Here is a 25788-nt window from a genome sequence, read left to right as displayed (position 1 = left end):
AAAAAACGGCGATCTACGGCCATTTGGCGGATATTTCTCGCACAACTTTTCCTCTACAGTAATGCAATTAAGAGGAAACGATTATGACCTTTCATACGCTCAAGACATCATCTGCTGCCATTGAGTTAATTAAAAAACAGCAAGGACTTTCGCTGGAAAAATATCGGGATGAAAGCGGTTTATGGGTAATCGGTTATGGCCACGTTATCCGTCAGTGGGAAACTTTTCGCGGCGTGATTACCCCCGTTCAGGCGGAATATTTGTTATATGACGATATTGAATTTTGCGAGGCACTGCTGCGGGAAAATATTACACGACCATTAACCCAACAGCAGCACGACACGCTGGTCGCATTAATATTCAATTTCGATGTGACAACCCCACTGCCAAAAGCGCTCCTTCAGGCTGTGGCCCGCGTGTAGAACATTGCCGCCTGGGTTCGGTTCTTGACGTCCAGCCGACGGAAAAGCGCTTCAAGGTGCGCTTTTACCGTTGCGGCACTGATGTTCAGATTGCGGCCAATCTCTTTATTTGATTCCCCGGCCGCCAGTAATTTCAACACCTCTCGCTGGCGTTCGCTCAGGGAGGAAAGCTCCTGCTGAGACGACGAAGCCATGCTTAACCACTCACATGGAAAACAGACCATCCCTTTTGATACGGAATCCAGAACCGAAGAGAACATCTCCGGGCTCGCATTACGCGGCACAATCGCCATCACATTGCGCTGCATTAACTGCTCAACCCACCTGGCCTCTTTTTTTGCCAGGATCATCACCACGCGTAATGCCGGGAAGCGAGACATCATCTCTTCCAGCATCACCATGCCGTTGTCTTCCAGTAATGTCCCGTCAATCATCACGATAGCGGAAGGTGATGCTGAGAGCAGCGCCCATAAGTCATCAGTCTGACTTGTCCCTGCCATATTTATTTCCGGAATTAACTTCTGCAGACTGTGTTTCGCTCCATGAATAAATATCGACTGCCTGTCAAACATGATTACTCGCATGGTTTTTCTCCCTCTGAGAATAGCGAGGGGGGATTCTACATAGGCCTTTTTTGAGAAAAAACTCAATGAACGGATACGTTACAAATCACCGAGCGATCTTTAATCTGCCAGGATTTCGACATATCTCTCTTAAGGATTATCTGAAGAGGCTCCTTCCCCTTCAGATTTGACGTTACAGGAACATTCCGCCTGAAACCTCAATACGTTGTGCGTTCATCCAGCCCAGCTTGTCGCTGAGCAACGCCGCAATGGCATCGCCGATATCGTCAGGCAGGCCCACACGACCCAGCGCCGTTTGCGAGGCCAGCAACTGGTTAAGCTCCGCGTTGTCACGTACCCGTCCGCCACCAAAATCGGTTTCAATCGCGCCTGGCGCAATAATATTGACCGAAATCCCGCGCGCGCCCAGCTCTTTCGCCTGATAGCGGGTGAGCACTTCCATCGCACCTTTCATTGCCGCATAAGTGCCGGAGCCAGGTTGAGTAAAGCGGGCCAGGCCGCTGGAGACGTTCAGGATACGCCCACCGTCATTCATCATCGGCAACAGGCGCTGCGTCAGGAAAAACGGTCCTTTAAAATGAATGTTCATCGCTTCATCAAACTGGGCTTCCGTGGTCTCGGTATACGGGGCGTATAAACCGGTTCCGGCATTGTTCAATAAATAATCGAACGTCTCACGCTGCCAGACGCGCATAAGGGTTTCCTGCACGTTTTTAGCAAACGCATCGAAGCTGGCAATATTCCCGACGTTAAGCTGTAATGCTGCCGCTTTCACGCCTTTTTGCTGAATTTCACGCACAACGTCGAGCGCTTCCTGCTCGCTGCTGTTATACGTCAGAATAATGCCTGTCCCTTCCGCTGCCAGCTTCAAAACCGCGTTTTTACCCAGGCCACGGCTACCACCTGTCACTAATGCAATACGTTCAGTCATAAGAAACCTCGTTTCGGCTGCTGTGGAGATTGAGAAAGAGCTTATTAGATGATAGAAAATCAATAAATAGCGTAAAAAACGCTTCACTGTTTCAGTTAAAGCAACAATGAGCCTTGCCTATGGATAAAATTCACGCAATGCAACTCTTCATTCGTGTCGCGGAACTGGAGAGTTTTTCCCGCGCGGCGGAAACATTAAGCCTGCCAAAAGGAAGTGTTTCGCGTCAGATCCAGGCGCTGGAAAACCAGCTGGGAACGCAGCTTTTGCACCGCACCACGCGCCGCGTCAGCCTCACGCAGGACGGGATGGTCTATTACGAGCGCGCAAAAGATCTGCTGACGAACCTCGACGAACTGGATGGTATGTTCCAGCACGACCCCTCCAGCATCAGCGGGCGGTTACGCGTGGATATGCCCGTTGGTGTTGCGCGAAATTTAGTCATCCCTAAACTGCCGGCGTTTTTACAACAGTATCCCGGTATTGAGCTGGAACTGAGCAGCAGCGACCGGCTGGTCGATGTGGTTCGCGAAGGGTTTGACTGTGTTGTGCGTGTGGGCACGTTGAAGGACTCAGGGCTGATTGCCCGTCCGCTCGGCAAATTGTCGGTAATAAACTGCGCCAGCCCTGATTATCTGGCGCGTTTTGGTTACCCGGAAACACTGGATGATTTGGGATCACACGCCGTCATTCACTACTCCGCCAGCCTCGGAACGCGTCCCCAGGGCTTTGAGTATTACACTGGCAGCACCACACGGTGGGTTAAAACCGGTGGCGTTTTAACCGTCAATAGCACCGAGACTTACCAGGCGGCCTGTATCGCCGGGCTGGGGATTATCCAGGTGCCACGCGTCGGGGTACGTGATTCTCTTCGCACGAAGAAGCTGGTTGAAGTCTTGCCCCAATATCGCGCGGAACCTATGCCCGTGTCGTTGATTTACCCGCATCGCCGTAACCTCTCTCGCCGGGTTCATCTGTTTATGGAATGGCTTACCGAACTCACAAAAGATTACGTGGACTAGCCGCGAGCTATAATTCAATAACATCCAGCTCAACGAAAAGGAAAATGCGCGTGACGCCGGAAAATAACCCGCAACGACCAACTCAACATTTAGATTACGATCCCATCAAAAAGATGGAAACCGGGCCTGAAGAGGTGAAATCGCCAGGAACCGCCAGCAAAGCGCTGAACACAGCCACCACCCTGGCTGAAAAAATTCAGCAATTGCCCATGATTGCGCACCTGATACGCGCCACTGAGCGCTTCAATGACCGTATGGGTAACCAGTTCGGCGCGGCGATCACCTACTTCTCATTTTTATCGATGATCCCGATCCTGATGGTGTCGTTCGCGGCGGCCGGTTTTGTCCTCGCGTCGCACCCGACGTTGCTGCAGGATATCTTCAATAAGATCCTGACTAACGTCAGCGACCCGACGCTCGCCACAACGCTCAAAAGCACCATCAATACTGCCGTGCAGCAGCGTACCACCGTCGGTATCGTCGGTTTGCTGATCGCGCTCTACTCCGGCGTTAACTGGATGGGTAACCTGCGTGAAGCCATTCGCGCCCAGTCACGCGATGTGTGGGAGCGTACCCCGCAGGACCAGGAGAAAATTTGGGTTAAGTATTTCCGCGACTTTATTTCGCTGATTGGTCTGCTCGTGGCTCTGATCATCACCCTTTCCATTACCTCTGTTGCCGGTTCCGCGCAGCAGATGATTATCTCCGCGCTTTATCTCGATTACATCGAGTGGCTCAAACCTGCCTGGCGCGGCATTGGGCTGGCAATATCCATCTTTGCGAACTACCTGCTGTTCTTCTGGATCTTCTGGCGTTTACCGCGTCATCGCCCGCGCAAGAAGGCGCTGATCCGCGGAACGCTGATTGCGGCAATTGGCTTTGAAGTGATCAAGATCGTGATGACCTACACCCTGCCGTCGCTGGTGAAATCTCCGTCCGGAGCGGCGTTTGGCTCGGTGCTGGGGCTGATGGCCTTCTTCTACTTCTTTGCCCGCCTGACGCTGTTCTGCGCCGCGTGGATCGCCACTGCCGAGTACAAAGATGACCCGCGCATGCCGGGGAAAACGCACCGCTAAATCTTATGTCGGGCTGAAAACGTCAGCCCGATCCAACTTTTCAGCATTAAAATCCAGTCCGTAACTTTTATTTAACCAAAAACCAGTTTTATTCTCTGATATTTAAAAAGTGTGAAGCATTTCATAGAAGGGTTTTTGCAGGTCTAAATATTATCCGCTTTTTGTTGGTTTTATCGCCAGCGCGTGGGTTTGTTACACATTGAAATGTCGCTTTTGCTATGCCTAATATGGCCGTTCGTTCGTCAAAAAATAAGAAAATATTATGCAAGCAACAGCCACCACACTCGATTCCGGGGCGGAAAACGTTCCGGTCAACTCGCGCAATAAAGTTGTCGTCGCATCGCTGATTGGCACCGCCATTGAGTTCTTCGACTTTTACATTTATGCCACCGCAGCGGTCATCGTCTTCCCGCATATCTTCTTCCCGCAGGGCGACCCGACAGCAGCTACGCTACAGTCGCTGGCAACCTTTGCCATCGCGTTCGTCGCACGTCCGATTGGCTCTGCGCTGTTTGGTCACTTTGGCGATCGCATTGGTCGTAAAGTGACGCTGGTTGCCTCTCTTCTGACCATGGGAATTTCAACCGTGGCGATCGGCCTGCTGCCAACCTACGATACCATCGGGATTTTAGCGCCGGTGCTGCTGGCGCTGGCGCGCTTTGGTCAGGGTCTCGGTCTGGGCGGTGAATGGGGCGGCGCGGCGTTGCTGGCGACCGAGAACGCTCCTGCACGTAAGCGTGCGCTGTACGGCTCCTTCCCGCAACTGGGCGCGCCAATTGGCTTCTTCTTCGCTAACGGGACGTTCCTGTTGCTCTCCTGGTTGCTGACGGATGAACAGTTCATGAGCTGGGGCTGGCGTATTCCGTTTATCTTCTCTGCGGTTCTGGTGCTGATTGGCCTGTATGTGCGTGTCTCCCTGCATGAGACGCCCGTGTTTGCCAAAGTCGCCGCGGCGAAAAAGCAGGTGAAAGTGCCGCTGGGCACACTGCTGACCAAACACGTCCGCGTGACCGTACTGGGCACGTTTATCATGCTGGCGACCTATACGCTGTTCTACATCATGACCGTCTATTCAATGACCTACAGCACCGCCGCCGCACCGGTTGGCCTGGGCCTGCCGCGTAACGAAGTGCTGTGGATGCTGATGATGGCGGTCATTGGGTTTGGCGTGATGGTGCCGATTGCGGGCCTGCTGGCGGATAAGTTTGGCCGTCGCGCAAGCATGATTGTCATCACCTCGCTGATTATTCTCTTTGCCCTGTTCGTCTTCCCGCCGCTGCTGGGTTCAGGCAGCCCTGCGCTGGTGATGGCGTATCTGCTGATTGGCCTGAGCCTGATGGGGCTGACGTTCGGCCCGATGGGTGCGTTGCTGCCGGAGCTGTTCCCGACGGAGGTACGGTATACCGGGGCGTCGTTCTCGTATAACGTATCTTCTATTCTGGGTGCGTCTGTTGCGCCGTATATCGCCACCTGGCTGCAGGCGAATTATGGTCTGTTCTATGTGGGTGTCTATCTGGCAGCCATGGCAGCGCTGACGTTGATTGCACTGCTGCTGACGCATGAGACGAAGCATCAGTCGCTGTAAGCTAATGCCGGGTGGCGGCTACGCCTTACCCGGCCTACAAAACTCTCCAGCCCTGCAGGCCGGGTAAGCGCAGCGCTACCCGGTAAAAATTACTTCTTCATCTGCGTTAAAATGTTCCGGCACTGATTCGCATCACCTTCAGACGGCGAAATCAGCGCCAGCAGCGCCGCGGCTGGCGTGACCAGCGTGGCAAGAGCTGCCGCAACGGCACCACGCGCAATCAGTGGCCCGGCTTTCACACCCGCCTGCGGATTTTTGAAAGTGCCGCGAACATAAAGCGGCGAGCGCAGGGTAATGATACGAATCCCCTTACTCTCCGGATCGATGGTCAGATCAAGCTGCTCAGAGGCCATGCTGGCGGTGCCGGTCACATTGATGACCGCGTTTTCCGTGTCGAAGGCGAAGATTTGCGGACGCGCCACGCCGTTGACCAGATCCAGATTCGCCGCCGCACAGTTCACGCGGACTTCATCGTCTCCGAAAATCTGACCAATGATAAAGTTACCCACGTTAAGCCCCAGGATCTCCATCAAATTCCGGCTGATTAAGCCGTCGTTCATGAGCAACTTCAGGTTCCCGTTACTGCTGCCCAGCAGTGCCGCCACAGAGTTACCCACGCCACGAATATCAGCGTCGCCGTTCATTTCACCGAGCGTTTTCTGCATCAATTCAACGTTCGGCATCAGCTCTTTCAGCTTCAGCCTGCGCGCCTGAATATCTGCCCGTCCCTGCATCGGCTTTTTATCACCCTCCAGGTGAATATTTGATGAGATCGTACCGCCCGCCAGACCAAACTTCAGCGGCTGCAGACGCAGGTCAGCATTTTTGAGGATGATATGCGTTGAGAGGTTGCTGATGGGTAATGTATTGCCATGTTCAATTTTGCGCCCTTTAAAGCGTACATCGGCATCCATGACGTCCCATTTGTCGGTTTCAAAGCGATCATACGGCAGGACTTTATCCGCAGGCTGAGTGTCTTTTTTTACCTCTTTAGACTTCGTGCCTTTGCCGGAATCAACGCCAACCAGCGGGCCCAGATCGGCCAGACGAAGCTGGCGGGACTCGACATCCCCTTCCAGTTTCGGCCGCGGTTTTCCGGTGGTGTAGGTCAGCGAGCCGTGAATATCGCTATCACCAATGCGGCCATTGAAGTCGCGGTAATCAAAGACCGAGGACTTTTCCGTATTGATTTTCGCAACCAGATGCCCGTCCGTTTCAAACGGTGGCGTATCCGGCAGCAGCACGCCAGTCAGCTCATACAGCGCGCCCAGTGAGTCACCGGCAAACTTCAGTTGCAGATCGACCCCGCCCATCTTCATCGGGTCATTGACCGTCCCAACGAACGCCACGCGGGTATTCCCGGAACGGAAATCCGCCTGCACCGGGAACGGCGTGCCTTCACTGCGCAGCGCCAGCATCCCGCCGATTTTACCGTTACCGGTCAGCGGCTGGCCGTTATAACGCCCCTTCGCCGTCAGGCCGAAAACATAATCGCCCGCTTTGCTGCTGTCCCCTTTTGCTTTACTGCCCGTCACTTCGCTAAACGGCAGCGGTTTTCCCAGCGGATCGACCAGGATCTCAACGTCGGCTTTGCTGACCTTATCGTCAATGGCGATCCGCCCGCGATCGAACAAAATATTGTCGAGACGGAAAGACCATGACGAAGGCTGTGCACTGGGATCTTTTTCTTCGCTGCTGGCGAGATTAAACGTCCAGTTATTGTTTTTCTCGGACAGACGGATAAGGCGCGCATCAGGCTGCTGGAGCTTGATCCACGGCAGGTAAACCGTTTTGGTCAGCAACGCAAGCGGTGCCAGCGTGGCTTCGACGCGGGGCAAATGAACCATGGTGACTTCAGGAATATCCGGTGGATTGCCGAGAATAATGTCGTCGGCATGGACGTGCGGCCAGGGCACCCAGCTTCGCCAGCCGGTCTCCTCTTTCTGGCGTTCCCATACCACACCCAAATCGCCGCGTATCGCGAAGGGTCGGTTCAGCTCGGTTGAGACTTTCTGGTTGATGGTCGGTTTGAGACGGTTCCAGTCAAACGTGGCGATAATGATGATTGCGACCACGATCAACAACAAGAAAATCCCTGCGGTCCAGGAGATGACCCTGGTTGTTTTTGTCATTGTTGTCCCCTTTCCTGTTGAACTTGCCTATAAAACTATAGTTCAGACAAAGGGAAACGGTCAGATCAGAGGGTGGTTATCACGTTTTCCAGCATATCCATCGGAACCGGGCGAGAGAGGAAATAGCCCTGTGCCGCAGCAGCCGGGGAATTTTGCACGTCGCGCCACTCTTCCAGCGTTTCAACGCCTTCCACAATGACGCCCTGGCAATACCGGTTCATGAGCTGCAGCAGCAGCGTGAACAGATTCCGCCCTTCCGGGGTCTGGCGTAGCATAATGAACAGGTCACGCGCGACTTTGATATAGTCATAACGCACTTCACTGAGGGCGGAGAAGTTCGCCATGCCAGTGCCGAAGTCATCCAGCCACAACGGGCCGAATTCACACATCGAGGCAAACGATGAGTCCTGCGGCAGACGAACATGCTCTACCAGCTCGAAACGCATCCACGGTAGCGTAGCGATGAGTTCCTGTAGTTTCGTATTCTGACGCAGCGCCATCAGGGTCGGGCCATCCACGTTCACCGACGCCAGAATATCGTGCTGCTCAAAGAATGCCCGCCTGGTTGCCAGCATTTTAAGCTGTTCTTCCAGCACGTCGATGCGCTGGCGAACGGCAACCTCGGCAAAATAGCGGTCCGGCGCAATACGCTGTGACGGGTTCGAGGGGTGTGTGACGACCGTTAAAATCTCAATCGCCATCAACCGGCCATCGGTGCGATAGATCGGTTGATAGGTGTACGCTCGCTCACATTGCAGCCAGTAGCGATGCTCCTGCAAGTTCTCAATACTTGCCTCAGGCGTAGTGTTCAGCCGCTGGATAACCTGCTCTGACTTCATTTCAGATGTCCTGTTGTATGGGGATGGCCTTTCTGGACTCGTCACTGGGTTATCGGCGCGCCAGGTGAGAACTTTATGTTCAGTTCGCCGGGAAAATGAAATTAAGATGACAGAAATTTGCCGGAACACGCGCTGGCTCAAGAAAAATAATGGAACGTCGTTTTAATATAGTTGACCACATAATCCACTCAGCGCACACTACCGTTAATTACTTTGTTCAGGTTCACGACTATGTCTAAAAAAATTGCCGTGATTGGCGAATGCATGATTGAGCTGTCCCAAAAAGGCGCGGAAGTCAGCCGCGGTTTTGGTGGCGATACATTGAATACTTCCGTTTATATAGCCCGCCAGGTGGCTGCCGATGCACTTAGCGTGCATTACGTTACGGCGCTGGGAACGGACAGCTTCAGCCAGCAGATGCTGGAAGCCTGGCAAGGTGAGAACGTCCAGACCTCACTCATTCAGCGCATGGAAAACCGCCTGCCAGGTCTGTACTACATCGAAACCGACAGCACTGGCGAGCGCACGTTCTACTACTGGCGTAACGAAGCAGCGGCCAAATTCTGGCTGGAAAGCGATGCCGCCGCAGCCATCTGTGAAGAACTGGCAACGTTTGATTATCTCTATCTGAGCGGTATCAGCCTGGCAATCCTGAGCCCTGAGAGCCGTGAAAAGCTGCTGTCGCTGCTGCGCGAATGCCGTGCCAACGGCGGCAAAGTGATTTTCGATAACAACTACCGTCCACGCCTGTGGGCCAGCCGCGAAGAGACGCAGCAGGTTTACCAGCAGATGCTGCAATGCACTGATATCGCGTTCCTGACGCTGGACGACGAAGACGCCCTGTGGGGAGAGAAACCGGTTGATGAGGTTATCGCGCGGACGCTGGCTGCAGGCGTCAGTGAAGTGGTGATAAAACGCGGGGCTGACTCTTGCCTGGTGGCGATTGCGGGCGAACCGGTGGTCGAGGTTCCGGCGGTGAAATTAGCCAAAGAAAAAGTGATCGATACCACTGCGGCGGGTGATTCATTCAGTGCGGGTTATCTGGCGGTGCGCCTGACGGGTGGAACACCTGAAGCAGCAGCACAGCGTGGCCATCTGACGGCCAGCACCGTGATTCAGTATCGCGGGGCGATTATTCCACGTGAGGCAATGCCAGCGTAAGCCTCTAACCCTCTCCCGGACGGGAGAGGGTGAAGATGGAGGTTACTGGCCCTGCGGAATATCCGTCGCATCCTGGTGGAGATCATCTGCCGCCGCAGGCTGTGCCGCCTGCGATACCGGAGCCATAATCCCGTCCCAGGTTGCCTGTAGTTCCTTCATGTCATACTCCGGTTCACCTTTCGGCTGCAGCAGAACCAGGGACATATCCTGAGACAGCTGCTGACGCAGATCCTGATTCAGCATATCAACGGTCAGACCACTGAGGAAATCCTGGCGCAGTTTCTGATACTGCTCTGGCGCGATGTCCACCACCTGATTTTGCAGCGAGCGAATACGCTGGCTGATCAGAATATCGGTATCGGCGCGGGCATACGTGGCAAACAGCTTCTGTAGCTCAAGTTTTTTCTGTGCCACCAGCGCGTTGAACTCTTCTTCAGAGAGGCCCTCTTCACGCACTTTTGCCAGTTCTTTTGCCACCACACCCAGGTTTGCGTTCAGCTTGTCGCCCGGCGATTCAACGTTAATGGCACACTGCGCACGCTGGAACAGCACGCGGCAGTCAAAGCCCAGACCAATATTCTTCACGTTGTTTTTACTGAGCGTTTGCTGAACGTGCCAGAACAGCGCTTCACGCGCCAGGTCCGCACGCCAGTAGCGCAGCAGCGCGGATGACTCGCGGATCGGCTGCCAGGCGGTATCCCACATCATTGAGAGACGGTCCTGACGCACGCTGTCCGTCATGATGCTGACAGGCTCCGGGCGCAGCGGCGACAGGGTTGGTACAGGGGCGGGGGTCTCACGTTTGCCTTTCAGATCGCCAAACGCTTTGTTGATCTGCTCAACCACGGCGCGGCTATCAACATTACCGACCACAATCAGGGTCATTGCGTCCGGGGTGTACCATTGCTGGTAGAAGGATTTGACCTGCTCAGGATCGACCGGCTGTTTCAGCGGTTCCGCCGGATCATGCCCCAGCAGGGTTGATCCTTTCAGGCGGTAGCGCCACCAGCCCTCTTTGGTGTCCACAGGCCAGGTGGCGACCATGTCGCTGTTGCTCAGCGCATAATTCACGGTTTCAGGCGTAATCGTCAGCTTGCCGGTGGCGTCAGACAGGTAGGTCAGTGCTTCTTTCAGCAGATCGTTGCGGTTGTTCGGCAGGCTCAGGTTAAACATGGTGTAGTCGTAAGAGACCACAGCCGGAGGCAGAGGGCGTTTCGGATCAATCGCCTGTTGCCACAACGAACGTACCTGAACCGCCTGCAAACTGCCGCTCTGGGTGAGCGCCAGACGGGGAATAAAGTGGCTTAATCCGGTCTGCTGGGTGCTTTCAGTGAGGGAGCCTGTATTCACAGACAGGCGGATTTCGATACGGTCGCTTGGACGTTGCGGTGTGGCTAAAACCTGCCACTGAAAACCATTTGCCAGAGTCCCTTGTTGCCAGGCCGGGTCTGGCTGGAGCGCATCTGCCTGCACATAACTGGCTGCTGCCATCATCAGCAAACCGCCGGTTAAGAGTCGAATTTTTGTGCCCTGCATGTGAACCCCTGATCAACATTCCTGGTTAAAAAGAGTGTCTCGCGACGTGAGCACTCTAAAAGATGACGATGAAAACACTTCGATTAGACCGCGTGTTCAGCAAAACGTCACGGACGGAAGCGAAAAATACCCGAAAAAAATCTTGTCGAAGTATGACAGGTATGAACAGTTATTATGCGCAGGAGCCCGCATCCCCACAAGGGAATGCGGGCAATTGTGACAAGATTAGGAGGATAATCCCGGTGCTTTGCTGCCAGACTGGCGATTATTCAGCGTATCGTCGAGTTTTTTGTGATCCAGCTCTTTTACCCACTTCGCCACCACAACCGTTGCCACACCGTTACCCACCAGGTTGGTTAAGGCACGGGCTTCAGACATAAAGCGGTCGATGCCGAGAATCAATGCCAGACCCGCCACCGGCAGATGTCCCACCGCAGAGATGGTTGCCGCCAGCACGATAAAGCCACTGCCCGTCACGCCTGCTGCGCCTTTCGAGGAGAGCAGGAGCACCACCAGCAAAGTAACCTGGTGGAAAATATCCATATGGCTGTTGGTCGCCTGAGCGATAAATACGGCCGCCATCGTCAGGTATATCGAAGTACCGTCCAGGTTGAACGAGTAGCCCGTGGGAATAACCAGCCCCACCACCGACTTCCGGCAGCCCAGTTTTTCCATCTTATCAAGCATACGTGGCAGTGCTGATTCAGACGATGAGGTGCCCAGAACAATCAGCAACTCTTCACGGATGTAGCGGATAAACTTAAAGATATTGAAGCCTGCCGCGCGGGCGATTGACCCTAACACCACCACCACGAACAGAATACAGGTGATGTAGAAACAGATAATCAGCTGACCCAACTGCACCAGCGTACCGACGCCGTATTTACCGATGGTAAACGCCATCGCACCGAAGGCACCAATCGGGGCCAGACGCATGATCATATTGATAATGCCGAAGATGACCTGCGAGAAACTTTCGATAACGTTGAAAATCAGCTGGCCTTTGCTGCCCAGGCGATGCAACGCAAAGCCAAACAGCACAGCAAACAGCAGCACCTGCAGAATATTCCCGCTGGCGAATGCGCCAATGACGCTACTTGGGATAACGTCCAGCAGGAAGGCGACAACGCCCTGGTCTTTCGCCTGCTCGGCGTAGACGGCCACCGCTTTGGCATCAAGCGTGGCCGGGTCAACGTTCATGCCCGCACCAGGCTGCACGACGTTAACAATAATCAGGCCGATAATCAGCGCGATGGTACTGACCACTTCGAAATAGAGAAGGGCGACAGCACCGGTGCGCCCTACCGCCTTCATGCTTTCCATGCCAGCGATACCGGTCACCACGGTACAGAAAATTACCGGCGCGATGATCATCTTGATGAGCTTAACGAACGCGTCGCCAAGCGGTTTCATTTGTGCGCCCAGTTCAGGGTAGTAATGACCAAGCAGAATACCGATTGCGATGGCTGTCAGGACCTGAAAGTAAAGGCTCTTGAAGATTGAGGTTTTCATAGGGTGTCCTTGGGAAGAAAAACCACAGGCTTTGTAAGGTCATGGTTAACCTGCGGCTTTAAAATAACACCCACATAACAGGACAGAAATAAACCAGGTTCAAATTTGAAACACAAATGTTAAGAACTTTGAGCTGGCTCGCACAAGCCAGCAACAAAGTTACACTTTTGCGTTATTGCCAGGGTCGGCAAGATAGCGTTGTTCAAAGACATCCGCCGGCACCGCGCGGGCAAACAGGAAACCTTGCCCGCTCTCCACGCCCGCTTGCGCGAGCCAGTCACGCTGAGCTTCGGTTTCAATGCCTTCGGCAATAATGTGCAAATTCAGGCTGCGCGCCATCTGGATAATCGCCTGCACCATGTTGCTGTCATCCGGCAGCCCGTCGACAAAGGTTTTGTCGATCTTCAGCACATCAACCGGCAGCGTTTTCATGTGCTGGAGCTGGCGCAACCCGGCGTACCCCATGCCGAAATCGTCCAGCGCGATACGGATACCGGCATTACGCAGCGGCTTCAGAATGGCAACGGCTTCATTTGGGTCGTCGATTCGTCGACTTTCCGTCACTTCCAGAATCAGCGTGTCGGGCTGGATACGGTAACGATGGATAAGCTCCAGGACCTCCGACACCATCGTCGGATGCATAAGTTGTAGCGCAGACAAATTCACCGAGAGCGGCAGAGTGACGCCCCGCTCCTGCCAGGCCGCAAGCTGGCGGCACGTCTCTTCCAGTACCCAGTAACCGACGCTGACCATCAGGCCACAGGACTCAATCCGTTCAATCAGTCCCTCAGGCAGTTCCCACGAACCATCCGGCTGTTGCATACGCAGCAGCGCTTCCGCGCTTTTGACTTCACCCGTCAGCAAATTGACCTGCGGCTGGAGCCAGATCGCAAACTGACGGTTATCCATCGCGGTCAGAATGTCGCTCTCTTCGGTGAGACGCTGCTGCGCCTTTTCCATCTGCTCCGGGTCAAAGAACTGGATCTGATTTTTCCCTTTACGGCGGGCGGTGAAGGCCGCTGAGAAAGCACGGCGATAAAGCTGTTCCGCCGTCAGGTCGCCGTAGAACATTGCAATACCGATGCTGGCGCTCGGACGAAGCTGAATGCCCTGAATCGGCAGCCGCTCATTAATGACAGTGAGCACTTGCTGACCTAGCGTGATGGCATGCCACGGCTCTTTCACACCGTTCGCGATAATCACCAGGTCGTAGCCGCTGACCTGAGTAAGCACCATGCGCGGTGCCAGGACGGATTTCACCTTTTCCACCAGCGTCAGGAGCAGCATCTCGCGCTGGCTCTCTTTGAGCACGCCCGCCGTATCCTGCAGGGTTTCGCAGGCGATCACCATCAACGCCGTGGTCTGCTGGCGGGCAACGGTCTGTTCCAGCATTGCCATCAGGAACGCTTTGTTTGGCAGCTCGGAGACCGGGAAACGGGTTGCATTGCTGTTGAGTTCATCCTGCTGACGCATGATGCGCTGCTGATTGATATTGTAACTGCGCACCAGCATGCCGATCTCATCGTCATGATGCAGGCGCGGTAACTCAAGCTGGTGTCCCATCTGCTCCTGTGGAGAGAGGTCATTCAGCTCCCTGGCGATGCGGCGCAACGGATGCACAATCAACCGGTTAATACACCAGGTGAGCGCCACACTCAGGATCAGCGTCAAGAGTAAGTAAGTGGTCACTAATGTAGCAGCCCAGCTCATAACGAACTTATACATGCGGTACGAGTCCGCCTGCAGTACCAGATAGGCGAGCGGCTGAGGGTTAGCCGGGCGTTCGAGCGAATAAACAGGCAGAGAGATTTGTACCGGCAGTTCAAACAGACGCATTACCATCAGCGGAACAGGCCGTTCAGGGATAAAGCTCATCCGTAGCGCCTGGAACTGATTAGGGAGCACCACATCCGCACGGCTGACAATTCCTGCTGGCTGAATGCGTTTTAAGATGGTTTCCGCCTCCGGAATATCCCCTTTCAGGATCGCGGCTGACAGCGGTTCACGCACCGAGCGGGCGATGCTTTCTAATTGCGAAGCCGTGTTATAGCGATTCTGCTGTACGGAATGAAACAGCAAAATGACGCAGAAGAGGAATACAAACAGCATCGTGACGGCAGCAACCATCGCCATCTGTTTGATCGTTAAAGAACGGCTGACACGCAAAATGACTCTCCACAAAACTCGAAGCGCAGGGCGCACCAGGGTGTAAACCTGGTGCGCCTGAGTATACCCGATTGCTGTACTTTTAAGAGAGACTTACAAATGGATTAAGTAAAATCCGATCACCAGTCCGCATACGGAATGAGCGGCTGCGGCGGCAAGTCCATATCGCCCTGCCAGCCTGCAGCAGAATAGCGTACATAAAGAAGCGCATGGCTCGGGGTATAGTCTTTCGCTTCCTGGATATCCACCCCCAGACCCACGAACCAGTTGGACGTTACGCGGCGCTCCACAATCGCCCTTGCGGTATAACCCGTCCCTGAGGAGCTGCTACCGGTTTCCATTTCGCCTCTGTCACTATAGCGACCCGGCTCATCAGAAGGGATTAGCCCCTGAAGCGGATAGCGCATCACATCGTCTGTTTTCGAATGCGACCAGGAGACAGAGCCGCCCAGTTCCCATGACCAGTTTTCGGTGCGTTTACGCCAGGTCACCGGTAGCGCAAAAGAGACATACTCCTGCGGGCTATAATAGCCACCCTGTCCCAGCGTATAGGCACTTAAATCTTTGTCATAGTGCCACAGCATGTTGGAGACACCGACCGTCAGACGCTCGTTGTTTTTATTAATGAGCTTATAGTAATAACCGGTCATCCAGCGGACGCGCCAGTTATCTTCCACATTCTTCCCGGTCAGGCTGTCTGCATTCAGACTTGACCAGATGCCGTTTGCTTCACCCTTGTCGTAACTCACGCTGACGCCACCACCAGTTGCACGCACGCCGCCCCAGGTGGTGTCGGTGTTGGGATCTTTCTGCCCGGCGAACGCCAGCATGGAGCTGGAGACTGGACGGCGGTGGGCGTTCAGAGTGTAGCCAATTGGCCCCAGGTCGCTGCTGTAGCTCACGCCGCCGACTACATCCACCACATCGAAGCCCATTGGCGTCGTACCAATGTCCCACGCCCAGGTTTTATTCTGCCAGCCCACCGCCACGCTCGCACCATTTGCCGTTTGACTGGTGCTGCCGTGGCATGGCGTTTCAGCGCAGGTGCCCCACTTCGGATCGTAGGTTCCGTTATTGGTGGAAAACGAACCGGCGTCCATATTCACCAGATCGCTACGGAAGAACATGCGCCCATCGGACAGCGGCGCATCGACCTGTAACATGGTGGTGTGCGCTTTCAGGTCGGAATACCCGCCCGTGCCGCTGGAGCCCCAGTATTCGTGCTGCAGCGTAACGTTAAGATCCTGCTGACGGTAAAGTTCGCCCGCATCGCTGCGCACGCCGCGCTTCAGCCAGTCATCTTTTTCATCATTACGCGTCAGGCGGGTAAAGCTGTCGTTATTCGCCGGACGCGTGGTGGTAATGCCGGAAGAGACCATCGCATCTTTCCAGGTTTCCAGCGCCTGTTGAGGCTGGCCGTTTTGCGTCTGGAAACGTGCCGCATCACGTAACACGAGCGCGTTTTCCAGCGATGCAGGCTGCGATTTGGCCGGAGGAATAATCTTGCTGAAGGTCTGTTCTGCGGCAGCGGTATCGCCCAGGCTCGCCTGCGCCATCGCAATCCGGCGCTGCATGTTAAGCGACTGCGGCTGGCCGTTTTGTGCAGCAGGCAATTTAGCCAGTTCTGCGCGCGCCGCATCCTTATGGCCTTGAGCAATATAGACTTCCGTCAGACCGAGGATCGCATCTTCATTTTGCGGTTCACGCTGCAACACGGTGGTGTAAGCCGTTTTCGCGGCGTCATGATCGCCACGCTGCTCTGCCCAATCCGCAAGCGTTAAATCGATACGCGTGGAAGCAGGCTGCTGGCGAAGTAAATTTTCGGCCTCCTGCTCTTTGCCGCTGTCACGCAGGCGGTTGGCGGTTTCCAGCACCTGGTTGCTCTGCAGACGGTCCGCCAGCTCCTGGATATTGCCGTTCCACTGATCGCGTGGCAGGGTGTTCAAATGCGCCAGTGCCGCGCGATCCTGATCGTTACCGGAGAGGTAAAGGCCACTGGCGTAGACCTGATCCGGGTCAGACGGTTTCTGGCTTGCCAGTTGGCGCATGAGAGTATCCGCCTGGCTGCGCTGCCCGGCGCTATAGAGATCGCGCGAAAGACGGTAGGTGATCCACACATCGCCAGGCGGCGGCGCTGAATTTCCGCCGCCTGCGCGTAGTTCCCCTGGTTTTCCAGCTGTTCTGCCTGGGTAGCCAGTTGCTCGTTGGTCAGGCTACGTTCAATATCATCAATACTGCGGCGCTGGCTGGCGGAGAGCGACTGAATAAACTGTGCGGCCTTCTCCGGTGACTGTGCACGATAAATATTGGCAAGACCGCGCACGGCATTGCTGTTGCCACGGTCCATGCGCAACGCCTGACGGTAATAACGTTCGGCGGCTTCGTTATCTTTGCGCGCTGCCGCGGCATCCCCCAGCCCCAGCACCGCATAGCTGTCGGTGTTATCGATATTGCGCGCCTGCTGATAATAGCGTTCCGCCTGGGCGGTCTTATTCGCTTTCAGCGCGTTATCGCCCTGCTGGATCAGCAACCAGTAACGGTTCACCTTCAGCAGGCTGTCCCATTTACCGCGATTATCGCTCTGCGGATCGAGGGCGATCGCTTTTTCAAACTGAGCCACCGCACGGGCGCGATCGCCTTTTTGTGAATACGCCTGGCCCAGCGCTCCCACGGCTTCACTGTCGGCATGATTGGCGCTGACCGCTTTCTGCAGTTCCGTTACGGCTTTGCCGCCCTGCCCGGCATCGACTGCTGCCAGCCCTTCTGCTTTGGCGCGGAACGCCGGATCGGCAAGCTGTTTTTGCTGCGCGTCGAGCTGGGCACGCGCCGCCGTCACGTTATCGCCTTCACTGAATACGCTCAGGTATTTTTGCAGTGCGCTGACGCTGGCGCTGCTGGCAGGCTGGTCTTTAATCTGCTGATACCACATATCAGAGGCCTGATTGCGGCCATTGTTAGATTTAGCCATCTCCTGCAACACCGCAAATCCTTCATCACGACGGCCGCTCTGAAACAGAAGCTGTGCCAGCGTCGCCTGAAGCTGAGTATTGCCGGGGCCGCTGGCGTTAATTTTTTTCAGTTGGTTAATGGCCGAATTGCGACGAGCCGGATCTTTGGCGACGACGTTCCAGTATTCCGTCGCCAGATCGCCGCCCGGCGGGTTACCGTCAAAGAGTTTGTCGTATGCGGTGATCGCTTCCTGAGTGTGACCTGTCGTGGCGAGTAATCGCGCCTGTTGCAATGCCTGTCGACCCTCCGGCGTGGAGAGCAGCATCGTATTGCGGGAGGACTGGTACACACTGGAGCCTGGCGCGATCCCTTTCAGACGATCCAGCTCTTTTTGCGCACCCGAGGAGTCGCCCTGGCGCAGCAAATAGCGGAAACGCGCGGCAATAACCTCAGGATTGTTCGGATCGATCAGCTCAAGGCGGTAGAGTGACTGCCGCACCAAATCCTCGCGCTGCGTTGATTCGCCAAGCCGTACCTGCTCAAGCAGTTGTCTCTGCTGCGGGGAATTCACGGCCAGAGCCACCGGCATCAGTGCCAGGCTAAGCGATAACGTGAGTAGATTTACTGTGAACTTGCGCATTCCTGGCCCCAATCCGGTATTAATTCACCCTGTGTGGTGAAGCGAAAACGATGCTGATCCCAGCCCTGTCCGAAGAGGGTCAGGACATAGCTGTAATAGGCGTTATTATCGGGAAAGTGATCGGCGACACGCTGGCGTTGTACCGCTTGTGCTTCACGATTTTGTAAAAAAGGGAGCAGTGAGGCAGAAAAACCGACCGGGCCTGTACGGGTGAGTTTTCCGGTTGCGACATCCACTTTCTCCGGCGGGACGCCCTGTTTTGTGGTCACCGTTGCCATCGGCTGGAAACGCGCCAGCAGCCGGGCTTTTTGCGGATCGTTGTCATTCATCATGCCCACCCAGAGATAAACACGGATAGCATCATAGCTCCCGACCAGAGAGGCATCCGGCTTCAACTGCCAGCCGCCATTTTTCCGGTACTGCACCCAGTTCGGGGAAAAGCCTTTCGGTGCGGTTTCCAGTAATAAGCGCAGGTTGGTTTCGCGAAGCGTCGTCCAGGGCGCGCCAAAACGGGTAAAATAGCTCGCTAGCTGCGGCGGGAGATAACTCGGGTTAAAACGCCAGACGTTCTCTTCCGCAAAGCCGATTTTACCCGGCAGCAGCATAGACCCCAGCCCCGGCACTTTCACCACTTCCTCGCTGGCAATACGCTTAAGCAACGCCTTACCTGTGCGGGTATAGTCCGGGTTTTTCCACAAGCGCCCTGCCTCCAGCAACGACCAGGCAATCCAGATATCGGCATCGGAAGCGGAGTTAGGATCGATAACCGCCCAGGTCTCCTGGTCTTTTTGCCCCCATAGCCAGGCTGGCAGGTGCTGCGTCAAATCGCCCTGAGCGAGATTATCGCGCGTCCATGCCAGCAGCAGATCAAACGCCTTACGGTCATTAGCGGCGAGGGCAAAGAACAGCGCATAGCTTTGCCCTTCGGAGGTGGTAATTTTACGCGCGTCACTGGGATCAATGACGCGCCCCCCCTCGCTGATATAGCCCTGTTTAAACTGCTCCCAGGCAGGCCAGCTGCAGGCGGCGCGCAGATTCGTCGCCGCCAGCATCAACGCGGCTAATACCCACCAGCGTAAGGCTTTCATCACGGCTTACTCATCATCCGGGTTCAGACGACGACGGCTGATGATACGCAGCAGACGCCACAGCACCCACGCCAGCAACACAACGCTGATAGCGGCCAGAACAGCCAGCAGCACCGGATGGTTCGCCAGTGCATACCACAGACGTTCAAACCACGGCAGATGTCCGACATAGTACACATCGCCTACGCGCAGGCTGTTCACGCCCGATTCACGGATCACCGACACCGAACCAAACATTGCCGCACGCTTACCGCTGTCGTTCATGGCGGTGTTTAACAACGCATAGCCACGCGGGCTGTCCGCCAGCAGCGCGATCACGCTGCGCTGTTCATTGTAAGGTGACTGGAAGCCGACAATCGCGGCCATCGGGCCAGACGAGCTGACGCTGGTTTTAACGTTGGCCTGCCGATCGCCGCTGTCCGGCATGATGCTCGGAAACTCCGTCTGACGCAGCGGCGTGTTGACCCAGGACTGGGCAGCCTGCACCAGCAGATCGATACGCTTGTCATCTTTCAGTTTTTCCGGAATGTTGCCGATGACCATGATATCGGCATCTTTGTTCTGGATCTGGCTGCCATCGTCAGTGAGCGTGACGTTAATGGCTGGCAAACCGGTTTGCGCACCGACAGTCCCCATCGTATCCAGCAGGGTTGTGACCTGACCTTCATTTGGCGCTTTTGGCATCACGACGATGGTGTCAGACAAGTCAGCCATGCGGCTGAACGGGAAGCTGGCATTGGCAAACGCGCGCAGATCCGGCATCGCAATAAAGTGGTAATACTTCGAGAAATCAATCGTGGATTCATCGCCAATCACCACATGATTTTGTACCGGCTGGAAGGTGATGCAGTTATCCACCGATCCGCCGGGCATCGGGTTCATATACTGGAAGTCAAAGCGCAGCTGGTTTATCGCGCCCAGCTTCAGCGCCGGAATAGAGACGTCGGTTTTGCCGTCCAGCAGCCCCTGCAGCACGGGCAGACGGAGCATCAGCCTGTTGGTCTCCTGATTGCTGGTCAGGCTGAAAGATTGCAGGAACTGGTTGTTCAGGCTGATATCCATGCGCGAACTGTCTTTCGTCGCTGGCGCGGTGTAACGGTAATTGAGGTTGATATCGATCCCGTTAGTGCGCAGCAGGTACAAATCAGGCGGCAGGTTCAGCGACAGGCTGATTGGCGACGGCTCAAGCCCCGTTGACTGCAGTTGCTCTTCATAGGTTTTCAGCTCGCCAAAGGTGATGGCTCGATCGGTGCGTACCCAGTTCGGCGCGTCATAAGGTTTGCGCGCCAGCAGCGGTTTCACCTCATCCACAACCACGCTACTGCCACGGAAAAGGATATTCCCCTGGGCAATACCTTTTGCCGCCTGAATCAGGTCCTTCTCATCACGGCCAAAGACCACCAGCAGCTTGACGTAAGGGTTATCCGGGTGGCTGATCATTTCCACGGTCGGCGCTTTGACGTCCGGATGATCGCGCAGGAAAGAAGGACGTTTCGCATTAGTGGCGAACACGATGGCATTTTTATCCGGCATTTTGTCGTACATGACCGGGAAACGTTGTCCACGCCAGCCGGAGCGGGAACCAAACCACGACGCCACAATGGTGGCCGCCAGCTGTTCAGTTACATCCGGGGCACTTGCAAACACCACAGGCAGCGTTAACGGACGGTTATCGCGCGAATCAAAGAACGGTACCGGGAAGGCCGAGAGATCGTTTTTCAGCGCCAGCGACTGGTAAGTCATCTGCAGCGAGGAGTTACGGCCGACGTCCATCCACAGCGTGCTGCTGGCCGGGTTTTCACACACGTCACGGTAATGACCGACAAACTCCAGACGGACGCGGTTGAAGTCGGTGATGAACAACGGGTTGATCGGCACCTGAGCCTGCGTTTTCTTACCCAGTTGCTCTTTGGTGACCGGCAGAACGTCCATCAGCTCATCATTGAGGTAGACCTTGAGCTGCGACTGAACGGGCAACAAAGACGGTGATGGCGTGTATTCCAGGTTCAACACCGCATTCGATACCACCTCATCGCTACGCATACCAAACTCAACCCCTCCGTTAGGGTTGATGCCACGCAGCACCATGCTGCCCGGAGGCGGCGCTATCTGGGCGAAGGTGAGCTTCACCTCCCGTGACGGTATATTTTCCGCCACGACAGGCGCACTGGTACCACGTACGCCCGGCATCACCTGCCCGACAACCTGCTGGTCGGGTGGCAAGGTATTCCCCGCCGTCGGCTGATTCGGGACAACGTTTTCCGTTTGCCCCGGCGCTGCAGTCACAACCGGGTCAGTCGCTTGCGCGACGACAGGCACCGTTGGAGCAGGCGTGGCCGCCGCGTTTTCAGGGGCTGCGTTAGCCATCATCGGGGGAAGCGCACTCATCCCCATTGCCACTGCACATAACCAGGAAAGTTTTGTTTTCATCGCGTTATCATCATTGTTGAGCCATAACCGGGTCCGCCTGCTTCGCTTCATCCCGCTCAGGACGACGCGGAATGAACGACACGACCCAGGAAACCAGTGAAGTAAGTGACCGGAAAATTAATTTCACCGACGACGGGGCAAATTCTGCAAGGTGACGATAGCCACGGAACCCCAGCTTCAGAATGTCCAGCAGGCTTTCCAGAGGTTTATCTTCCGGGAAGCTGTCCTGCCAGAGAGCCCACGTATCCGCGCGGGCAAACGTACACTGCACAAAATCAATATGTTGCTTTTTGGTCAGCGGCATCAGTTGCAGACCCACTTCATTACCTGACACACGCACAACCTGCGTCGGGAAGACATACTCCTGCTGACCGCGCTTGAGCAGCAGGTTAACCTTCTGCCCCTCCAGCACCTTCGCCTGGCCGTTGATCTTGATGCCGACGCCACCGTCCGAGAAGTCATGGACGGTACAGGAGAAGAGATGGCCATCTTCACGGGCAATCGCCGCTGGCATGCTGATTTCAACGCGATGCGCGCGGCGAACCTGCTTACTCTCCACAGAAACCGCCACTGCGCCGCCGAGGATAATCAGGTTGTAGAACACCCATGCCATACTCACGAACACCGTCAGGATTTCGTTTTCAGGGCCGTAGAAGTAACGCCAGATACCGGCGATCACGCCAACGATATTGAGCAGCACCAGGAAAATGTACGGACGGGAGATCACCCAGTCGACATACTCCTCTTCCACCAGCCCACCTTTCGCGGTGACGTTGAACTTGCCTTTGTGCGGGTTAATCAGCGCCACCATCGTCGGCGGCGCGATGTACCAGGCCAGCACCGTTTCGTAGATTTCACTCCAGAACGAATGGCGGTATTTGCCCTGGATCTTCGAGTTGGTCAGGCTCGCGTGGATCATGTGCGGCAGAACAAACAGCGCAATCATCAGCGCGGGCGCGTAGATGATATAGGCGTGAAGCAGCAGGAACGCCAGCGGCGCGGTGAGGAAGATGAGCCGCGGGATACCGGACAAGAAGTGGAACATGGCGTTGACGTAGCACAGACGCTGCGCCAGCTTCAGCCCTTTACCCAACAGCGGGTTATCAAGACGGAAAATCTGTACCATGCCGCGCGCCCAACGGATACGCTGGCCGATATGCGCCGAGAGTGACTCCGTGGCCAGACCCGCCGCCTGCGGAATGCGCATATACGCCGAGGTATAGCCAAGGCGGTGCAAACGCAGCGAAGTATGGGCATCTTCGGTCACCGTTTCGACGGCGATACCGCCAATTTCATCCAGCGGTTTACGACGAATAACCGCACAGGAGCCGCAGAAGAAGGTGGCATCCCACATGTCGTTCCCGTCCTGCACCAGGCCATAGAACAGGGTGCCTTCGTTAGGCGTTTTACGGAAACGCCCGAGGTTGCGTTCAAACGGGTCCGGCGAGAAGAAGTGATGCGGCGTCTGCATCATTGCCAGTTGTTTCTCTTTCAGGAACCAGCCCATCGTCATCTGCAGGAACGAGCGCGTCGGCACGTGGTCACAGTCAAAGATGGAGACGAACTCTCCCGTGGCATATTTCAGTGCGTTATTGATGTTACCTGCTTTGGCGTGTTCGTGGCTGGTACGGGCGATATACTCCACGCCAACGCTTTGTGCGAACTGACGAAACTCTTCGCGGCCACCGTCATCCAGTATCCAGATTTTGAGTTTATCCTTCGGCCAGTCGATGCCCAACGCCGCATAGATGGTATTTTTCACCACCGTCAGATCTTCGTTATAGGTCGGCACAAAGAGATCGACCGAGGGCCACTGGGTGGTGTCTTTTGGCAGCGGAACCGGCTGACGGTTGAGCGGCCAGATAACCTGGAAGTAGCCCAGCACCAGGACGATCCACGCATAGGTTTCTGCGAACAGCAAAATCAAACCGCACACCAGGCTGACCGGATCATCCCAGTTTAGCGTCGAGGTGTAACGCCACCAGATGTAGCGGCAGGAGACGGTGAGCGACAGCACAATCAGCATCAGGGCAGAAAAACGCCCCGGAATTCGCCGTACTAACAGCGCCACGCCCCACAGCAGGATCAGGAAGATGAACTGTGCCAGCGGGTTAAAGGGCTGCGTAATACACACCAGCGCCAGAATAAGCGAGAAGACGACAATCACCCCGAGAATAAAACGACGTAAGCCCGGATGCAGATGCCCGAGCTCTTTGTGGTTATCCAGATGACCGGTTTTATCGCCTACGCGATCGGGCAACCTGTCCAGCCACTGATGGTAGCGTTCGCGTAAATTCTGGGCACGATCAAAACTGCGCCAGCGGGGCCGGGATTTTTCCATTCGGGGCGATGTCACAACCAGCCAGACGGCCTGAATAGCATAGCGTGCAGGATCGAGAGGCCGGGGACGGTCAGGATTAATGTGCGGGTATAGCTCACCGTGCCGCGCACGAATGCGCTGCCAGCGTGGGTGTTCGAGGGGAATGAACATCCAGGCCAGGATCATCCAGAAACAACCGAATGCGGCGCTCAACGACGATGCACCGTGCCGCCGGTAATGTCGATAGCGTTCGCTTAAACGCGAACTGACCGGGGGAATGAGTAACCAGGTCGACAGACGACTCATACCGCGCTCCCTGCTGGCTCCGGGTGTCCGGCGTAGTGCAGCAGACACCAGTTTGCCAGCGTCAGGATCTCTTCTGCTGCCAGCGAATCGCTACGATATTCACCCAGCGGTTGTTTGGAGGCGAGACATTCCGCCATCCCCTCATCTCGATGGATCACGATTGGCAGCAGACGGCGCTGGCTCTGTAACCAAATCTGATACAGATCGTCCTGGATCTGGCTGCTGATGCGGAGATCGTTAATCAGAATATGGGCATTTGCGGGCAATGCCTGCTGATGCAAGCGGATATGACAATTCGCATCCACATTCACGATAGAGAGGATATGGTCGCACTGGGCGATCAGCTGGCGAGTGAACGGGTCCACGCCGTGCGGCAGATCCAGCAGTATCCACTGGTAGTGGCCTTTTTCCTTCAGCTGCTGCAGGGCATGAGCGAATTGCGTAAGTACATGTTGATGTGTAAGCGCATTCTCGCGCTCTTCTGTGGTCAATTGACCAAAAGGCAGCAGATCGAGTTGAGATGTGTAACGCAGGCCCGCATCTTGCCAGTCTTTACCATCAAGCAGCGCGCGAGCCCATCCCTCTGAGCGTGAGAAATCAACGTTAAAAGACATGCGCAGCAAATTGTCGGAGCATGCATCAATCACCAGCACCGATTCGCCTAATAGCTGTAATGACCACGCCAGCGCCGCAGTGATGGATGTTGTACCCACTCCACCACGGACGCCCTGTAATCCTAGTATGGCCATCAATGGCTTCCTTATTGTTGTTGGGCAAATTCAGCTAATAGCGGCCAGCGTTTAATAGCCGCAGCCAACTGTTCCCGCTGGGAAATATCGGTATAGTCTATTTCAGGCAATGAGAAAGCCTGCTTAAGCGCCAGAAAATCGTTTTGGAATGTGTAACCCAGGCTAGAGTCGACCGGCGGTCCGGGTTCGTTATTATGCATTCTTATTTCATCCCTTTGAATAAAATCACACGCTCAGATGTAGCGAGGCATCCTGCCCACGAAATTTCATTTACATGCTAAATCTGATGTTCTTTAATTTCAATGTTAGGTTTATTTCTACGCTTTCGCTAGTAAACTGAGAT

Annotated in this window: 16 protein-coding genes and 2 pseudogenes; 5 read left to right on the top strand and 13 right to left on the bottom strand. The window is 55.2% G+C overall.

Going from position 1 to position 25788, the window contains the following annotated elements:
- The first annotated feature begins 83 nt into the window (after nt 1-83).
- The gene (locus ABGB15_RS01350; RefSeq protein ID WP_152082617.1) at nt 84-422 is read left to right on the top strand and encodes a lysozyme; all 339 of its coding nucleotides are present in this window, start codon (nt 84-86) and stop codon (nt 420-422) included.
- Here ABGB15_RS01350 and ABGB15_RS01345 read toward each other — a convergent pair.
- Together ABGB15_RS01345 and ABGB15_RS01340 are read right to left on the bottom strand one after the other, a co-directional pair.
- Nucleotides 401-1006, bottom strand: coding sequence for a response regulator transcription factor (locus ABGB15_RS01345; protein ID WP_215723539.1), 606 nt, complete (start codon nt 1004-1006; stop codon nt 401-403). The two genes, ABGB15_RS01350 and ABGB15_RS01345, sit on opposite strands and share 22 nt — an antisense overlap.
- A gap of 172 nt (nt 1007-1178) precedes the next feature.
- A complete protein-coding gene (locus ABGB15_RS01340; protein ID WP_152082619.1) occupies nt 1179-1937 on the bottom strand; it encodes an SDR family NAD(P)-dependent oxidoreductase in 759 nt (252 codons plus the stop codon).
- A 119-nt stretch (nt 1938-2056) separates the two neighbouring features.
- Between ABGB15_RS01340 and ABGB15_RS01335 the strand changes: the two genes are divergently transcribed.
- From ABGB15_RS01335 to ABGB15_RS01325, 3 genes are all read left to right on the top strand, one after another.
- Nucleotides 2057-2956 carry a LysR family transcriptional regulator gene (locus ABGB15_RS01335; RefSeq protein WP_215723540.1) on the top strand — a complete coding sequence of 300 codons (900 nt, stop codon included), beginning with the start codon at nt 2057-2059 and terminating at the stop codon, nt 2954-2956.
- A gap of 50 nt (nt 2957-3006) precedes the next feature.
- On the top strand, nt 3007-4032 hold the full coding sequence (yhjD, locus tag ABGB15_RS01330) for an inner membrane protein YhjD (protein ID WP_152082621.1): 1026 nt from the start codon (nt 3007-3009) through the stop codon (nt 4030-4032).
- Nucleotides 4033-4294: 262 nt separating this feature from the next.
- Nucleotides 4295-5617 (top strand): MFS transporter, encoded by a 1323-nt coding sequence (locus ABGB15_RS01325; protein ID WP_152082622.1) that lies wholly within the window; start codon nt 4295-4297, stop codon nt 5615-5617.
- Nucleotides 5618-5706: 89 nt separating this feature from the next.
- On the opposite strand, the gene ABGB15_RS01320 is transcribed toward ABGB15_RS01325, so the two are convergent.
- Together ABGB15_RS01320 and pdeH are read right to left on the bottom strand one after the other, a co-directional pair.
- The gene (locus ABGB15_RS01320) at nt 5707-7749 is read right to left on the bottom strand and encodes an AsmA family protein (protein ID WP_215723541.1); all 2043 of its coding nucleotides are present in this window, start codon (nt 7747-7749) and stop codon (nt 5707-5709) included.
- A 65-nt stretch (nt 7750-7814) separates the two neighbouring features.
- Nucleotides 7815-8588, bottom strand: a complete 774-nt coding sequence (gene pdeH / locus ABGB15_RS01315) for a cyclic-guanylate-specific phosphodiesterase (RefSeq protein WP_152082624.1) — start codon at nt 8586-8588, stop codon at nt 7815-7817.
- 231 nt (nt 8589-8819) lie between these two features.
- Here pdeH and ABGB15_RS01310 point away from each other — a divergent pair, with 231 nt between their 5' ends.
- Nucleotides 8820-9749, top strand: a complete 930-nt coding sequence (locus tag ABGB15_RS01310; RefSeq protein WP_152082625.1) for a sugar kinase — start codon at nt 8820-8822, stop codon at nt 9747-9749.
- Nucleotides 9750-9791: 42 nt separating this feature from the next.
- On the opposite strand, the gene ABGB15_RS01305 is transcribed toward ABGB15_RS01310, so the two are convergent.
- The 9 genes and pseudogenes from ABGB15_RS01305 to bcsR all read right to left on the bottom strand — a co-directional run.
- Nucleotides 9792-11285, bottom strand: a complete 1494-nt coding sequence (locus tag ABGB15_RS01305) for a pitrilysin family protein (RefSeq protein WP_152082626.1) — start codon at nt 11283-11285, stop codon at nt 9792-9794.
- 225 nt (nt 11286-11510) lie between these two features.
- Nucleotides 11511-12797: a dicarboxylate/amino acid:cation symporter gene (locus ABGB15_RS01300; RefSeq protein ID WP_215723542.1), complete on the bottom strand. Its 1287-nt coding sequence runs from the start codon at nt 12795-12797 to the stop codon at nt 11511-11513.
- 159 nt (nt 12798-12956) lie between these two features.
- Complete coding sequence (hmsP, locus tag ABGB15_RS01295) at nt 12957-14963, bottom strand: biofilm formation regulator HmsP (RefSeq protein ID WP_152082628.1); 2007 nt, start codon at nt 14961-14963, stop codon at nt 12957-12959.
- A 119-nt stretch (nt 14964-15082) separates the two neighbouring features.
- Nucleotides 15083-18552, bottom strand: a pseudogene (gene bcsC, locus ABGB15_RS01290) (cellulose synthase complex outer membrane protein BcsC).
- Nucleotides 18534-19640: a cellulose synthase complex periplasmic endoglucanase BcsZ gene (gene bcsZ, locus ABGB15_RS01285; RefSeq protein ID WP_215723549.1), complete on the bottom strand. Its 1107-nt coding sequence runs from the start codon at nt 19638-19640 to the stop codon at nt 18534-18536. Before bcsZ ends, bcsC begins: the two are co-directional and overlap by 19 nt.
- 6 nt (nt 19641-19646) lie before the next feature.
- Nucleotides 19647-22070 (bottom strand): cellulose biosynthesis cyclic di-GMP-binding regulatory protein BcsB, encoded by a 2424-nt coding sequence (gene bcsB / locus ABGB15_RS01280; RefSeq protein ID WP_215723544.1) that lies wholly within the window; start codon nt 22068-22070, stop codon nt 19647-19649.
- 10 nt (nt 22071-22080) lie between these two features.
- Complete coding sequence (gene bcsA / locus ABGB15_RS01275) at nt 22081-24696, bottom strand: UDP-forming cellulose synthase catalytic subunit (protein ID WP_152082631.1); 2616 nt, start codon at nt 24694-24696, stop codon at nt 22081-22083.
- Nucleotides 24693-25445 (bottom strand): cellulose biosynthesis protein BcsQ, encoded by a 753-nt coding sequence (gene bcsQ, locus ABGB15_RS01270; protein WP_152082632.1) that lies wholly within the window; start codon nt 25443-25445, stop codon nt 24693-24695. Before bcsQ ends, bcsA begins: the two co-directional genes overlap by 4 nt.
- A gap of 3 nt (nt 25446-25448) precedes the next feature.
- Nucleotides 25449-25645: pseudogene (bcsR, locus tag ABGB15_RS01265) on the bottom strand (cellulose biosynthesis protein BcsR); the annotation flags it as partial.
- Nucleotides 25646-25788 lie beyond the last annotated feature (143 nt).

The organism is Enterobacter sp. MALB-1 (assembly GCF_041021625.1).
GTDB lineage: Bacteria > Pseudomonadota > Gammaproteobacteria > Enterobacterales > Enterobacteriaceae > Enterobacter > Enterobacter oligotrophicus.
This window is presented reverse-complemented; position numbering and strand designations above follow the sequence as displayed.